We start from the raw sequence: 14,424 nt of genomic DNA on the forward strand, positions 1-14,424 counted from the left end.
ATGACCACGACCAAGGAGCGGTACATGACCACGCGCGCCCTGAAGCGGGCGGTGCTCGCCGCCGTGCTGGCGCTCGCTGCCCCGTGCCTCGCAGCCGCGCCCGCCGGCGCGGCGTTCGAGATCGAGGAGTTCACCGCCACCGCCACCGCGGACACGCGCGCGGGCGGCCACCCGGACGTCACGACCGCGTTCAGCTTCACGACGGTTCCGGCGCCCGACGAGGGCTACGTCCTGCCCTCCGGATTCGCGCGAGAGGTGCAGGTCGAGCTGCCGCCGGGCCTCGTCGGGGATCCGAGCGCGACGCCGTTCTGCCCGCTCGACAAGTTCGGCGCTGGGAGCCTGCTCACCGAGTGCCCGGGCGAGACGCAGGTCGGGATGGCGGTGCTGGACATCGGCCTGTCGCCTGGCGAGCTCGGACGCGAGCAGTACGAGATCCCGGTCTTCAACGTGCCCCCCGAGGCCGGTGACCCTGCGTCGTTCGGCTTCGCGATCCTCGCGCCGCGCGTCGTGATCCATACGAGCATCCGGACGGGCGGCGACTACGGGCTCACCGCGACGATCACCGGGCTGAACCGCGCGGCTCGTCTCTACGGCACCACGCTCACGCTGTGGGGCGTCCCGGCCAGCCCGGCGCACGACCGTGATCGCGGCGTCTGCGCCGATCAGAACGAGCCGGTGGACCGCGAGTGTCCGTCCACGGCGCCCCAGCGCCCCTTCATGCGCGCGCCGACCAGCTGCCCCTCCGGGCCCCTGGTCTCGCGACTGCGGGTCTCCACGTGGGGCGAGCCCGCGCAGGTCGCGACGGCGGAGGCGACCACGCCGGCCCCGACCGGCTGCGAGACGGTGCCGTTCGACGCGTCGATCGGCGTCACGCCTGACACCACCCGGACCGACTCCCCCACCGGGCTGACGGTCGACGTGAACGTCCCGCAGAACAGCGATCCCGACGACCAGGCCGCCGGCGATCTGCGGAAGGCCGTCGTGACGCTCCCTGAGGGCCTGACGCTCTCGCCCGGCGTCGCGGACGGGCTGCGGACGTGCACCCCCGCGCAGTTCGCGGAGCACGCGAAGGAGCCCGCGGCGTGCCCGGACGGCGCGACGCTCGGGTCGGTCGAGATCACCTCGCCGCTCGTGCCCAACCCGCTCACCGGGCCCGTGTGGCTCGGGCCGGCGGACGCGCGCGCCGGCTCGTACCCGCTGTACATCGACGCGGCGACCGCGGGCGTGCGGCTCAAGCTCGTCGGCGACGTCGCGGTCGACCAGCGCACCGGCCGGCTGACGGCGACCTTCGCCGACAACCCGGAGCTGCCGTTCAGCCGCTTCCGCCTGCGGTTCGACGGCGGGCCGCGCGCGGCGCTCGCGACCCCGGCGGCCTGCGCCGACGCGACCGGGTCGACGACCGCGGACCTCATCCCGTGGGGCGCGCCGCTGACGCCGTCCGTGCTGGGCGCCACGTCGAAGGTGACGTGGGAGGGCTGCGGCGCCCAGCCGTTCGCGCCGCAGTTCGTCGCGGGCACCACCACCGCGGCCGCGGGCAAGGGCACCGGCTTCACGATGCAGCTGCGTCGTGACGACCGGACGGCCGCGCTCGGGCAGATCGCGTCGGTGCGGCTGCCGCAGGGTCTGATGGCGAACATCGGCTCGGTGCCGCTGTGCGGCGCGGGTGCCGCGGCGGCGGGCGCGTGCCCCGCGGCGAGCCGCGTGGGCAGCGTGACCGTCGGCGCGGGCGCGGGCTCTGCCCCGCTGCACCTGGGCGGTGACGCGTACCTGACCGAGGGCTACGGCGGCGCGCCGTTCGGGCTCGCCCTGACCGTCCGCGCGGTCGCCGGGCCGCTCGACTTCGGGACGATCGTCGTCCGCTCCGCGATCCGCGTCGGCGCCGACAGCCGGATCACGGTCGAGACCGACCCGCTCCCGCAGATGCTCGGCGGCATCCCGCTGCGCCTGCGCTCGATCGCGCTGACGCTCGACCGGGACGGCTTCATGCTCAACCCGACCAGCTGCGACCCGATGGAAGTCGGCGCGACGCTCAAGTCCGCCGGCGGCACGTCGGTGGAGCAGGCGAGCCGCTTCCAGGTCGCCGGGTGCGCGGCGCTGCCGCTCGCCCCGACGATGAGCGCCACCGCGACGCGCGGCGGCAAGGGCAAGCCGGCGGGCCTGACGGTCCACGTCGGGCAGAAGGCCGGCCAGGCGAACCTGCGCTCCGTCCAGGTCGACGTCCCCAGGCAGCTGGCCGTCCGGCTCGCGGCGCTCGGGACGCTGTGCTCCGCCGCGCAGGCCGCGGCGGACCAGTGCCCCGCCGCCGCGCAGGTCGGCACCGCGACCGCGTCGACGCCGGTGCTCGCCGCGCCGCTGCGCGGGCCGGTGTTCCTGGTCGACGCCGGCCAGCCGCTGCCGCGGCTGGTCGCGCAGCTGCGCGGCTCGGGCATCACGCTCCCGCTCATGGGCGACGTGGCGCTGCTCGACGGGCGGCTGCGGACGACGTTCGCGTCGATCCCGGACGTGCCGATCGCGTCGTTCGACCTCTCGCTGCCCGCCACGGGTAACGCCGTGCTCCAGACGGCGGCGGCGCTGCCGTGCAGCGGCCTGCGGCTCGACGCCGTGGCCGTCGGCCAGAACAACGCGCGGCGCACCTCGAAGGTGCCGGTGAAGGTCGCGTGCACGGCGGCGCAGAAGCGGGCCGAGGCGGCGGCCAGGCGGCCGGCGGTGACGTCGCGGCGGCTGTCGGGCTCGACGCTCGTCCTGGGCGTGCGCGTCCGCGGCGCCGGCCGCGTGACCGTGACGGGCAGCCGCCTGCGGCGGGCCACGAAGAAGGTCACGAAGGCGGGCACCGTGACGGTGCGCGTGCAGCTGTCGAAGGCCGGGCAGCGCAAGCTCCGGGCGTCCCGGCGCTACACGGGTGCGGTGCGCGTGGGGTACGTTCCCACCTCCGGCCCGTCCGCCTCGACGACCGTCCAGGTCAAGCTGAAGGCGGCGACGCGCCGGCGCTGAGCTTGAGCTGATGCCCGACTCCCCTGGATCTCCCGTCTCGCCGCCCGTCTTCGACACGGGTGGCGAGGGGGATCCTGGGCAGCCGGCGCCCCTGAGCGGGCGCCGGCTGCCGTCGGGCAGGCACGGACTCCCGCGCGCGTTCGTGGTCAGCGACCAGCGCGAGCGGCTGCTGGACGGCGCGGGCCAGGCGTTCGCCGCGCAGGGGTTCGCGGGGACGCGGATCGCGGACATCACCTCGCGCGCCGGCGTGTCGCGCACGACGTTCTACGAGCTGTTCTCCGACAAGGAGACGTGCTTCCTCGCGACCTACGACACGGTCTCGGCGATCCTCTTCTCGCGGGTGCGCGAGGCGCTGGTGGCGTCGCTCGGGCTGCCGTGGGAGGAGCGGATGCGCATCGGCATCCGGTCGTTCCTCGAGACGCTGCAGGCCGAGCCCGCGTTCACGCGCATGTGCATCGTCGAGGTCGTCGCGGCCGGGCCGCGTGCGCTCGCGCGGCGCGACCAGGTGATGCGCGCGTTCGCGCAGGTGATCACGGAAGGGCTCGCCGAGGCGCCGGCGCGCCGCGCGGTGACTCCGGCGCTGGCGCCGGAGCTGTTCGTCGGCGGCATGTACGAGGCGGTCTACGCGCGCATCCTGCGCGGCGAGGGCGACCGGCTCGTCGAACTCGAGGACGACCTGGTCGAGACCGCGCTGACGCTCTTCCTCGAGCGGTAGCGGTCTACGCCGCGATCAGGTCGATCGTCCGGAGGGCCAGCGTGTCCTCCTCCAGCTCCTGCCCGCCGCGGCTCGCCAGCTCCAGGTCGGCGAGGGCGATCAGGGCGCGGCGCAGGTCGTCGACGTCGGCCTTGCGCGCCTCCGCGATGCGGCGATCGGCGGCGAACGGGCTCATCTTCAGCGTCGGCTTGATCTTGCCGAGCGGCTCGCCGGCCTCGATCCGCTCCGCGATCCCCAGCACGTCGCGGATGCGCCGCGCCATCAGCGGGACCAGCCGGGCGAGCGACTCGCCCTGCGCGCGGAGCTCGACGTACCAGCGGGTCGCGGCCTCGCGGTCGCGGGCGACGAGCGCGTCCACGAGCGACCACACCTGGCGCTCGGCGGAGTGCGCGGCGACGGCCTCGACCTCCTCGATGCCGATGCTCGCGCCACGGCCGTGCTCGAGCGCGAGCTTCTCCAGCTCGCGGAGCAGGCGCTGCTGGCGCTCCCCCACCGCGGAGACGAGCGCCTGCGCGGCGGTGTTGTCGATCTGGACGCCGAGCTTCTGCGCCTGCGCCTGCACCCACCGGGGCAGCTCGCGCGCCTTCAGGGTCTGCTCGGAGCTGATGTCGCCGCCCGCGGACTTGACCGCGTCGATCAGCGCCTTGGGGACCTTGAAGCGGCCTTCCTCGCGGCCGAAGAACGAGACGGTCGTGTCGGGCGCGAGGTCCTTCAGCAGCGGCGTCAGGTGCTGCTTGACCTCCGCCTCCTTCCACTTCTCGACGCCGTCGACGATCACGAACCGGCGGCCGATCGCGAACGTCATCGCGCTCAGCGCGGCTGCGGCGGCCTCGGGCGTCGCGTCGTCGCCTTCGAGCAGCTCGGCCCCGTTCGCGCCGGACTCGTTCTCGGCCATCGCGCGCAGCCGCGCACGGCGCTCGGCGATCCGGCCGTGGTCGTCGCCGTGGATGAGGTAGGCGGGCTTCCAGGCGGGCGGCATCGGGAGGTCAGGCTACTTCGCGGGGCGGTCGTCGCCGAGCGGCACGCGGACCGTCCCGTCGCGGTCGGTCCGGCGGACCTCCGCCCCGCTCTCCTCGAGCGCGCGCAGCGTCTTCGGGTCGGGGTGCCCGTACGTGTTCTCGCCGACCGGGATGAGCGCGGTGCGGGGCTTGAGGCGGTCGAGCAGCGCGGGCAGGCCGGGGTCCTCTGAGCCGTGGTGGGCGACCTTCAGGACGTCCACGCGCGGAAGGTCGAGCGGAAGCGTCACGGGCGACTCGGCGTCGGCGGTGAGCAGAGCCGTCGCGCCGGGCGCGCGGACGAGCGCGACGGTGGCCGTGGCGTTGGGGTCGCCATGGCGCGTCTCGGCGGGCGGCGGCCACAGGATGTCGACCGTGATGCGTCCGGCGCGCAGGCGCTGCCCGCGCTCGGGGATCGTGCGCGGCTGGGACGGCGGGAGGCCCTCGAACCGCGCGCCGCCGCCCTCCCCGCCGTGCTCGCGGCCCGGGCCCCGGCCGTCCACGACGAGCCCGACGGGCATCGCGTCGAGGAGCGCCGGCAGGCCGCCCTCGTGGTCGGCGGACGAGTGCGTGATCACCACGGTGTCGAGCTTCGTGAGGCCGGCGGCGCGCAGCTCCTTGACCAGCGGCGCGCCCGGTGGGCCGGTGTCGAAGAGGATCGCGCGGTCGCCGTCCTGGACGAGCGCCGCGTCGCCCTGGCCGACGTCGAGCAGCGACAGCGTCGGGCCTTGCGGCGGGCCCGGCGGCCGGGGCGCGAGGAGGAGCAGGAGCGCGGCGGCGAGCAGGACCGCGGGCACGAGCGTGTGGAGGCTCAGGCGCGGGCGGCAGCGGCGGAGGACGAGGAGGAGCGCGGCGAGGAGCGCGTAGGTCGCGGCCGCGGCGAGCGCCCCGGGCAGCGCCGCGCCCACGCTGGCGTACGGGAGCGTCGCCGCGCTGCGCCCCAGCCACGCGAGGTACGCGAGCGGGTAGGCGGCGAGCTGGTTGAGGACCTCGGCCGCCGGCCCGCCGAGGACCCCCGCGAGCGTCCCGAGCCACATCACCGGCGCGACCGCCGGCACCGCGAGCACGTTCGCGGGAAGCGACACCAGCGACACCTCGCCGAAGTGCAGGCTCAGCAGCGGTGCCGTCCCGATCGTCGCCGCGACGGTGAGCGCGACCGCCTCCGCCAGCGGCCCCGGGAGCCCGCGGCGCGGGGGCACGGAGTCGCCCTCGGCGCTCGCGTGTCCCGCCGTCGGCGCGCCGCCGTCCTCCTCCCCCGCGAGCCACCGCCGAAGGGGTTGGTGGAGCGCGAGGATGGCGATGACCGCGGCGAACGAGAGCTGCCAGCCGGGATCCTCCGCCGCGCGGGGGTTGAGGACGAGGGTCGCGACGGCGGCGAGGAGCAGCGCGTGGACGCGGGAGGAGGACCGCGAGGCGAGGGCCGCGACGAGACCCGCGGCGCCCATGACGCCTGCGCGCTGGATCGACGGGCCGGCGCCCGCGAGCGGGACGTAGAGGAGGACCGCGACGAGCGCGACGGCCAGGCGCGGGCGGAGCGGCACCCCGGCCGCGCCGAGGAGGCCGAGCACGAGTGCGGCGAGGAGCATCACGTTCTGGCCGCTCGCAGCGACGAGGTGCGCGAGGCCCGCGTCGCGCAGCGCGTCCCGCAGGTCCTCGGGCAGGGCGCCGTCCTGCCCGAGGACCATCCCGCGCGCGAGCGCCGCCTGCTCGGGCGGCAGGCCGCGGCCCAGCGCATCCTCCGCCCGCCGGCGCACCGTGTCGAGCGGCGCGCCGCGGGTCGCGCCGGTGCGGACGACCCGCTCTGCCTCGACGACCGCGTGCACACCCCGGCGGCGCTCGAACGCCTCCCAGTCCGTCAGCTCCCGCAGCCGTCCCTCGACGCGCACCTCGTCGCCGGCGCGCAGCTCCGGCAGGTCGACCCGCGCGGGCGCCCGCACGAGGACCGTCTCGCCGTTGCCCTCCTCGGGCGCGGTCAGCCGGACGAGCACGACGCGCGTCCCCCGCGCGCGGGTGCGCGGCGCGTCGGCGACGAAGCCGGCGACCCGGGCGTCCCCCGGCGGCCTGAGCGCGCTCGCGTCGAGGGCCCGGAGCCGTTCGTGCGCGACCGCGGCGCCGGCGACCGCGGCGAGCGCGATGCCCGCCCCGGCGATCGCGGCCCGGGCGGCCGGCACGAGGGTCGCCGGCGGCGGGTCGAGCGATGGCAGACCGGGCAGGTCCGGCGGCTCGGACAGCGGCCGCGGCAGCGCGAGGACGGCGTGGCCCCGGAGCGCCGCGGCCGCGCCCGCGAGCCCGAGCGCGGCCACCGCCGCCACGACGAGCGGGGCGCGCGGGCCGGCGAGGAGCCCGACGGAGAGCGCCGCCAGCGCGAGGTGGACGGGATACAGGCCGCACAGCGCGCCGAACCGCTCCGGGAGGCGCTCGCGCGGCCCGTCGAGCAGCGCGGCGAGCGGCCGGAAGCGCGCCGTGCGGGGCAACGCCGGAAGCGTCAGCCGCGGCGCGGTCTCGCGCGCGAAGGGCAGCCGCGCCATCAGACCCGCACGAGCTCGCGCAGCGTCGCGAGCCGCTTCTCGCCGATGCCCGGGACCTGCCCGAGCTCCTCCACCGACCCGAACCCGCCCCGCTCCTCGCGGTAGGCGAGGATCTTCTGCGCCGTCGCGGGGCCGACGCCGGGGAGCGTGTCGAGCTGCTCGAGCGTGGCCGTGTTGAGGTCGAGCGGGACGCCGCCTGCCGCGCCCGCTCCGACCGCACCGCCCGCGGCCTCGGCACCGCCCGCCCCGGCCCCGGTGGCGCCACCCGCCGCCGCCGTGCCGCCAGCGCCGCCCGGGCCACCCGCCGCGGCCGCGCCGGCCGCCCCCGCTCCCCCGCGCGGCCGCTCGGGCACGAGGATCTGCCGCCCGTCCTCCACCTTCGCCGCGAGGTTCACCGCCCCGAGGTCCGCCCGCGCGGTCGCCCCGCCGGCGCGCCGGATCGCGTCGTCGATCCGCTCCCCCGCCTTCAGCCGGTACACGCCCGCGTGCCGAACCGCCCCGGCCACGTGGACGGTGACGTCGCCGGCAGGGGTCGTCTCGACGGCGGACGCACCACCGGGCGGGCGCTCCTCCTCCCCCGCCGCGGGCGACGGAGCGGGCGCGGGCGCATCGCGCAGGTAGCGCGCGCCGAGGAGCACCACCGCGACGACGACGGCGCCGTAGAGGATCGCCTGTCCACGAGTCACCGGCGCGACCGTACGCGGGCAACTGCGGAGGAACTGCGACGCAACGCACCGGTTCTCTGTACGTTCTGCGCCAGCAGGGGTCCACGCAGGGGGGAACGGGATGGCTTGGTCGTGCCGGCGCGCGTTCGCGTGCCTCGTGGTGTCCGCGGCGGCGCTCTTCGCCGGCGCCGTGGCGAGCGGGACGGCGGCCGCGGCGACACCCTCCTGGACGCCCTACGACCGCCCGCCCCAGAACGGGACGATCACCGAGCGCGACGTCAAGGTGACGATGAGCGACGGCACGGTCCTCCTCGCCGACGTCACCCGGCCCGACACGCCCGGTCGCCACCCGGTCCTGCTCCAGCAGACGCCGTACAACAAGGCGCTCGTCGCGACCGGCGCGTTCGGCGGCAGCTCGTACTTCGCCGAGCGCGGCTACGTCGTCGTGGTCGCCGACGTCCGCGGGACGGGCGGCTCCGGCGGCAGCTGGCGATCCTTCGACGACCGCGAGCAGCGCGACGGCTACGAGCTGACCGCGTGGGCCGCGTCGCAGCCGTGGAGCGACGGCAACGTCGGCCTGTTCGGCCCCTCCTACATGGGTCTCAACCAGCTGCTGACCGCCGCCCAGCGCCCACCTGGGCTGAAGGCGATCTTCCCGGTCGTCCCGATGGGCGACGCCTACCGCGACATCGTCATGTCCGGCGGCCAGGTGAACTCCGGGTTCATCCCGCTGTGGCTCGGCCTCGTGACGGCGGGCGGGCTCGTGCCGCCGTCCAACACGCTGAGCGGCGACCCCGGCGACCTCGTCCGCGGCGTCACGACGCTCCTCAGCCACCTCGGCGGCGCCGCCGACTTCCAGCTCGGGACGGTCGTGAGCACGCTGACCGGCGGCGACCAGGCGTTCGACGGCCCGTTCTGGAAGCTGCGCTCGCCGCTGGAGGTCGTCGACCGGATCGACGTGCCGGCGTTCGTCGTCGGAGGGCTCCACGACATCTTCCAGCGCGGCGAGCCGATGATCTACGAGCGCCTCAAGCAGCGCGTCGACGCGCGCCTGCTCGTCGGCCCGTGGACGCACGTCGGCGCCTCCGCGGGCGAGGGCCTGCCGACGCCCGAGGTGCCGGCGAGCCTGAACCAGATCCAGCTGCGGTGGTTCGACCGCTACCTCAAGGGCATCGACACCCGCGTCGAGGACATCCCGAAGGTGACGCAGTACGCGTGGGGCGACGAGAAGTACGGGACGCAGCCCAACTGGCCCGACCCGCGCCTGGCGCCCGAGAAGCTCCACCTGCGCGCCGGCGGGAAGCTCGCCGCTGAGAAGCCGCGCGCCGCCGAGCCGCCGCAGTCGTTCGTCCAGCAGCCGCTCTCGGGCATCTGCACGCAGTCGACGTCGCAGTGGACCGCCGGCCTGGGCTCCGCCATCCCGTGCACGCGCGACAACCGCCTCGACGCGACCACCGGCGCGACGTACACGACCGAGCCGCTCACGCGCGACCTCACGCTCGACGGCCCGATCCTCGCGAACCTCTGGGTCACGACAACCCGACAGGACGCCGTCGTCACCGTGCGCGTCAACGACGTCGCGCCGGACGGGACGCCGAAGGAGCTGACGGCGGGCTGGCTGGCGGGCTCGTTCCGCGCCAACGACACGACGCGTCACCGCCTCGTGCGCGGCAAGCTCCTGCAGCCGTACCACCCGTTCACGCGCGAGTCCGTGCTGCCGGTGACGCCGGGCGAGCCGACCGAGCTGCCCGTCGAGGTCTTCCCCACACACGCCGTGATCAAGGCCGGCCACCGCCTCCAGGTGCTCGTCGGCCCGTCCGATTTCCCGCACGCGACGCCGCCGCTGCCGCAGCTCGCGGGCTCGCTGCTCGGGCAGGTCACCGTGCTCACCGATCCGCAGCATCCGTCGTCGGTCACGCTGCCGAAGGTCGGCGCGCGCTGTGCCACGAAGGACTGCGGGCCCCTGCCCGTGCCGAAGATGATCCGCGGGTGACGTGACATCCTGCACGTGTGCGCCTCACCCGTGCACAGCCGTCCGCCGCGCTGACGGGCATCGTCAGCCGCTACGTCGACTTCGAGGACAGCCCCGGCGTCCCGAGCGTGATGCACGAGGCGCCGGGCCGGAGCCTGGTGGTGATCGTCGACCTCGATCGCGGGTGGACGGTCGAGGGCGAGCGGTACGGCTCGTTCGCGGGCGGCCTGTACGCCCACCCGGTCACGGTCGGGCACGGCGGGACGAGCCGCGGCGTGCAGTTCGACCTCGAGCCGACCGCCGCCCGCGCGCTGCTCGGCGTGCCGGCGGGGGAGCTGGGCCATCGGACGGTGGAGCTGGAGGACCTCCTCGGGCCGGCGGCGCGGCGCCTCCAGGAGCGGCTCCACGATGCACATGACGCGCGTGAGCGTCTCACCATCCTCGACGCGGAACTGCGCAGGGCCGTCACGAAAGGCCCCCAACTTCGTGCCGACATCGCGCGGGCCTGGGGCCTGCTGCGCGCGAGCCAGGGCCGGCTGCGCGTGGAGGAGCTCGCGGCGGAGCTGGGCTGCTCGCGTCGCCACCTCGCCAAGCGGTTCGGCGAGGAGATCGGGGTGCCGCCGAAGACCGCCGCGCGGCTGATCCGGTTCGAGGCGGCGCGGGCGCGGCTCGGCTCGGTGCCGCTCGCCCGGTTGGCCGCGGAGCACGGCTACGCCGACCAGGCGCACCTGACCCGCGAGTTCACCGCGCTGGGCGGCGCGCCGCCCGCGGCGTACGCGGCGGCGCGGCCGCCGTTCCCATCCGTTCAAGACCCCCCGCCCCGCGCGGCCTAGCGTCGCGCCCATGAGCAAGCAGACCGTCTTCCCCTGTCTCGCGTTCCGCGACGCGAAGGCGCAGATCGACTGGCTCGAGCGTGCCCTGGCCGCCGAGCCCATCACCGTCCACGAGGACGACGCCGGCAACGTGGTCCACGCCGAGATCCGGATCGGCGAGAGCCTCGTGATGGCCGGCAGCGTCCGCGAGGACGGGCTCGCGACCCCGCCCGGGCAGGCCGTCGTGTACGTCGTGGTCGACGACACCGACGCGCTGTACGAGCGCGCGAAGGCCGCCGGCGCCGACGTCACGGAGCCGGTCGACCTCGTCTACGGCTCGCGCGACTGCCGCGTCACCGACCCCGAGGGCAACGTCTGGGCGATCGGGACCTACGCGGGCGCGCTCGCCGACCCGGAGGCCGCGAACACGCCCGTGTCCTAGCGGACGACGAGGTTGACGAGCTTGCCCGGCACCACGATCTCCTTGACGACCTGCTTGCCGTCGACGTGCGCCTGCACGTTCGACAGCCCGCGGGCGAGGTCGAGGAGCTGGTCCTTGCCGGCGTCGGCGGGGGCCGGGACGCGGTCGCGGACCTTGCCGTTGACCTGCACGACGAGCTCGAACGTGTCCTGCTCGAGGAACGTGGTGTCGGCCTCGGGCCACGGCTCCTCCCACACCCGCGCGCCGCCGCGCAGGCGGGCGTAGGCGTCGGCGCCGACGTGCGGCGCGAACGGGAAGATCAGCGACGCCGCCATCGAGAGCGCGAAGCGCACGGAGCCCGCGGACGCGGCGCCCCGCTTCTCGACGCCCAGCTCGTTCACGAGCTCCATCACCGCGGCGATCGCGGTGTTGAACGAGAACGAGCCGCCGCCGAGGTCGCCGGAGACCTTCTCGATGGCCCAGTGGACCTTGCGCAGGATGCGGTCGTCGTCCGCGTTGCCCGCGCCCAGCTCGACCGGCGCCGGCTCGCCGGGCAGCGTCTCCGCCGCCTCGGCCGACAGCCGCCACAGGCGCGACAGGAAGCGGTGCATGCCCTCGACACCGCTGTCCGACCAGTCCGCGTCGCGGTCCGGCGGGCCGATGAAGAGGATGTAGCAGCGGACGGTATCGGCGCCGAACTGCTCGACCAGCTCCAGCGGGGACACCACGTTCCCCTTCGACTTCGACATCTTCGCGCCGTCGCGCGTGATCATCCCCTGCGTGAAGAGCTTGGCGAACGGCTCCTGGAAGCCGACCAGGCCGAGATCCGCCAGCGCCTTCGTGAAGAACCGCGCGTACAGCAGGTGCAGGATCGCGTGCTCGACGCCGCCGATGTACTGGTCGACCGGCATCCAGTGGTCGACCACGTCGCGGTCCCACGGCGCGCGGTCGTTGTGCGCGTCGGTGTAGCGCAGGAAGTACCAGGACGAGTCGACGAACGTGTCCATCGTGTCCGTCTCGCGCTTGGCCGGCCCGCCGCACTGCGGGCATGTCGTGTTGACCCAGTCCTCGGCCGCCGCCAGCGGCGACCTGCCCTTGGGCTTGTAGTCGGTGATGTCCGGCAGGACGACCGGGAGCTGATCCTCGGGCACCGGTAGCAGGCCGTGCTCGGGGCAGGTCACCATCGGGATCGGGCAGCCCCAGTAGCGCTGGCGGGAGAGCAGCCAGTCGCGCAGGCGGTACTGCACGGTGGAGTGGCCCTTGCCCTCCCGGTCGAGCCAGGCGACGATCGCCTCCTTGCCCTCGGTCGCCAGCATGCCGGTGAACTCGCCGGAGTTGACGAGCACCTCGCCCTCGGTGTGCGAGACGAACGCCCCGTCCGCGAAGACCTCGTCCGGGTCCCCCGCGCCCTCCGGCGGCGCGACGACCTGGCGGATCGGCAGGCCGAACTTCGTCGCGAAGTCGAAGTCGCGCTGGTCGTGGCCCGGGACGCCCATGACGGCGCCGGTGCCGTACTCGACGAGCACGTAGTCGGTGACGTACATCGGCAGCTGCTCGCCGGTGACCGGGTTGGTGACCGTGCGGCCCAGCGGCACGCCGGTCTTCTCGCGGTCGGCGTCGCCGCGCTCCTCGTTCGTCTCGCCAGCCGTGTGGTTGACGTAGTCGCGGACGGCCTCGTAGTGCTCGGTCCCCTCCGCCAGACGCAGGACGTCGGGGTGCTCGGGCGCCATCACGAAGAACGTCGCGCCGAACAGCGTGTCCGGGCGCGTGGTGAAGACCGGGTAGTCGATCCCGAGCTCCTCGCAGCGGAACGTGACCTCGGCGCCCTCCGAGCGGCCGATCCAGTTGCGCTGCATCGTCTTGACGTGCTCGGGCCACTCGATGGTGTCGAGGTCGTTGAGCAGGCGCTCGGCGTAGTCCGTGATGCGGAAGAACCACTGCTCGAGCTGCCGGACCTCGACCTCCCAGCCGCACCGCTCGCAGCGTCCGTCGACGACCTGCTCGTTGGCGAGCACGGTCTGGTCGTTCGGACACCACTTGACCGCGGCCTCCTTCTTGTAGGCCAGGCCAGCCTCGTACAGCTTGAGGAAGATCCACTGCGTCCACCGGTAGTACGCGGGCTCGTGCGTGCCGAACTCGCGCGACCAGTCGATCGAGATGCCCCAGCGGCGGAACTGGCGCTGGAACTCGGCGATCGACTCCGCGGTCGACTCCCGCGGGTGCTGGCCGGTCTTGATCGCGTTGTTCTCGGCGGGCAGGCCGAACGCGTCGTAGCCCATCGGGTGCAGGACCCGGCGGCCGGTGCGGCGGTGGAAGTGCGCGACGGCGTCGCCGACGGAGTAGACCTTCAGGTGGCCGATGTGCGGCTGCCCGCTCGGGTACGGGAGCATCTCGAGCACGTAGGACGCGTTCTGCCCGAGGGCCTCGTCGTTGCCGACGTGCCACGTCTGCTCGTCCTCCCACACCCGCTGCCAGCGGGGCTCGATCTCCTGCGGGTCATACCGGTGCTCGGCCATTGCCCCGAGAGGATAGTTTCGCGCCGCGCGGAGCCGGCTCACGAGATGCGTCCGGCCCGACTGCCCGAGCGCGCCGCGCGCGCGTTCCGGAACCACCTGGCCCGCCTGCGTCGCGCCGGGTGCGGGTCATGTCCTCCGTGGAGCAGGCGGACGAGCTCAACGACGCGGTGCGGGCGTCGCCGCGAGACCTGCTGCCCAGGCGCTGACGCGCGGGGCGGTGAGCGTGGCGAGGGCGACCGCGAGCGGGATGCCGATCCAGTCGAACCCCGCGAGGTCGAAGGCCAGCCACACCGGCACGACGCACGCCGTCACGACGAGGCTGGGGAACCCTTCGCGCTGCACCGCGAAGGCGAGCGGCCACGCGAACATCGCCACGAGGACCGGAAGCCCCGGGTACCCGAGCGCGTGCGCGAAGAGGCCGATCAGGCCGAGGAGCGCGAGGGACGAGGCGAGAGCGCGGCTCGCCGGCGCCGGCCAGCGGCGGGCGGCGACCAGGAGGAGCGCGAGCACCGCGGCCGTGACGAGGAGGGTCTCCGCCGCCGACGTCCCGAGGAACTGCGACGTGCCGTCGGAGTACTCGCAGGCCCGGCCGTAGGGCCAGGTCCGAAGCTCCGTCGTCCACGCAATGGCCTCGCGGGTGCCGAACGCCGCGCACACGTCGTCGGCGGGTGCCGGATGGGCGGCGATGGTGGCGCCGATCACGACGGACGCGACGGCGATGAGGAGGAGGCGGAGCGGCGCCATGCGTGAGGTTCCCTGCCCGCGGTCCGCGATCGTGACAGCGTTCGTGCGGACCCAGCTTCCGGTGC

10 protein-coding genes are annotated in these 14,424 nt (G+C 74.9%); 5 read left to right on the plus strand and 5 right to left on the minus strand.

Annotated features, from left to right (window positions below; translation table 11 throughout):
- Together AC1UE5_RS05510 and AC1UE5_RS05515 are read left to right on the plus strand one after the other, a co-directional pair.
- A complete protein-coding gene (locus AC1UE5_RS05510; RefSeq protein ID WP_482921078.1) occupies positions 1 to 2,991 on the plus strand; it encodes a hypothetical protein in 2,991 nt (996 codons plus the stop codon).
- Between the two features lie 10 nt (positions 2,992 to 3,001).
- Positions 3,002 to 3,706, plus strand: coding sequence for a TetR/AcrR family transcriptional regulator (locus tag AC1UE5_RS05515; protein WP_482921079.1), 705 nt, complete (start codon positions 3,002 to 3,004; stop codon positions 3,704 to 3,706).
- Positions 3,707 to 3,710: 4 nt separating this feature from the next.
- Here AC1UE5_RS05515 and holA read toward each other — a convergent pair whose 3' ends face one another.
- The 3 genes from holA to AC1UE5_RS05530 are packed head-to-tail and all read right to left on the minus strand — an operon-like array spanning position 3,711 to position 7,915.
- Positions 3,711 to 4,685 carry a DNA polymerase III subunit delta gene (gene holA, locus AC1UE5_RS05520; RefSeq protein ID WP_482921080.1) on the minus strand — a complete coding sequence of 325 codons (975 nt, stop codon included), beginning with the start codon at positions 4,683 to 4,685 and terminating at the stop codon, positions 3,711 to 3,713.
- Positions 4,686 to 4,697: 12 nt separating this feature from the next.
- A complete protein-coding gene (locus AC1UE5_RS05525; RefSeq protein WP_482921081.1) occupies positions 4,698 to 7,229 on the minus strand; it encodes a ComEC/Rec2 family competence protein in 2,532 nt (843 codons plus the stop codon).
- Positions 7,229 to 7,915 (minus strand): ComEA family DNA-binding protein, encoded by a 687-nt coding sequence (locus AC1UE5_RS05530; RefSeq protein WP_482921082.1) that lies wholly within the window; start codon positions 7,913 to 7,915, stop codon positions 7,229 to 7,231. The genes AC1UE5_RS05525 and AC1UE5_RS05530 overlap by 1 nt, the downstream gene beginning before the upstream one ends.
- 100 nt (positions 7,916 to 8,015) lie before the next feature.
- On the opposite strand from AC1UE5_RS05530, the gene AC1UE5_RS05535 reads away from it, so the two are divergent.
- Genes AC1UE5_RS05535 through AC1UE5_RS05545 form a run of 3 tightly spaced genes read left to right on the plus strand, consistent with a single transcriptional unit; the run spans position 8,016 to position 11,120 of the window.
- Positions 8,016 to 9,887, plus strand: coding sequence for a CocE/NonD family hydrolase (locus AC1UE5_RS05535; protein ID WP_482921083.1), 1,872 nt, complete (start codon positions 8,016 to 8,018; stop codon positions 9,885 to 9,887).
- A 17-nt stretch (positions 9,888 to 9,904) separates the two neighbouring features.
- Positions 9,905 to 10,699: a helix-turn-helix domain-containing protein gene (locus AC1UE5_RS05540; protein WP_482921084.1), complete on the plus strand. Its 795-nt coding sequence runs from the start codon at positions 9,905 to 9,907 to the stop codon at positions 10,697 to 10,699.
- A 10-nt stretch (positions 10,700 to 10,709) separates the two neighbouring features.
- Positions 10,710 to 11,120, plus strand: coding sequence for a VOC family protein (locus AC1UE5_RS05545; protein WP_482921085.1), 411 nt, complete (start codon positions 10,710 to 10,712; stop codon positions 11,118 to 11,120).
- On the opposite strand, the gene leuS is transcribed toward AC1UE5_RS05545, so the two are convergent.
- Both leuS and AC1UE5_RS05555 read right to left on the minus strand, forming a co-directional pair.
- Positions 11,117 to 13,615 carry a leucine--tRNA ligase gene (gene leuS, locus AC1UE5_RS05550; protein WP_482921086.1) on the minus strand — a complete coding sequence of 833 codons (2,499 nt, stop codon included), beginning with the start codon at positions 13,613 to 13,615 and terminating at the stop codon, positions 11,117 to 11,119. The genes AC1UE5_RS05545 and leuS overlap by 4 nt on opposite strands.
- A 156-nt stretch (positions 13,616 to 13,771) precedes the next feature.
- Entirely contained in the window at positions 13,772 to 14,359 is a 588-nt protein-coding gene (locus AC1UE5_RS05555) for a hypothetical protein (protein ID WP_482921087.1), read from the minus strand.
- Positions 14,360 to 14,424 lie beyond the last annotated feature (65 nt).

It is taken from the genome of Parviterribacter multiflagellatus, assembly GCF_056863265.1.

What these genes read in the sequence shown, in the direction of transcription:
- holA (WP_482921080.1), bottom strand. Translation starts at nt 4,685, where the DNA reads ATGCCGCCCGCCTGGAAGCCCGCCTACCTCATCCACGGCGACGACCAC.
- leuS (WP_482921086.1), bottom strand. Translation starts at nt 13,615, where the DNA reads ATGGCCGAGCACCGGTATGACCCGCAGGAGATCGAGCCCCGCTGGCAG.
- AC1UE5_RS05510 (WP_482921078.1), top strand. Translation starts at nt 1, where the DNA reads ATGACCACGACCAAGGAGCGGTACATGACCACGCGCGCCCTGAAGCGG.
- AC1UE5_RS05555 (WP_482921087.1), bottom strand. Translation starts at nt 14,359, where the DNA reads ATGGCGCCGCTCCGCCTCCTCCTCATCGCCGTCGCGTCCGTCGTGATC.
- AC1UE5_RS05535 (WP_482921083.1), top strand. Translation starts at nt 8,016, where the DNA reads ATGGCTTGGTCGTGCCGGCGCGCGTTCGCGTGCCTCGTGGTGTCCGCG.
- AC1UE5_RS05525 (WP_482921081.1), bottom strand. Translation starts at nt 7,229, where the DNA reads ATGGCGCGGCTGCCCTTCGCGCGCGAGACCGCGCCGCGGCTGACGCTT.
- AC1UE5_RS05515 (WP_482921079.1), top strand. Translation starts at nt 3,002, where the DNA reads ATGCCCGACTCCCCTGGATCTCCCGTCTCGCCGCCCGTCTTCGACACG.
- AC1UE5_RS05545 (WP_482921085.1), top strand. Translation starts at nt 10,710, where the DNA reads ATGAGCAAGCAGACCGTCTTCCCCTGTCTCGCGTTCCGCGACGCGAAG.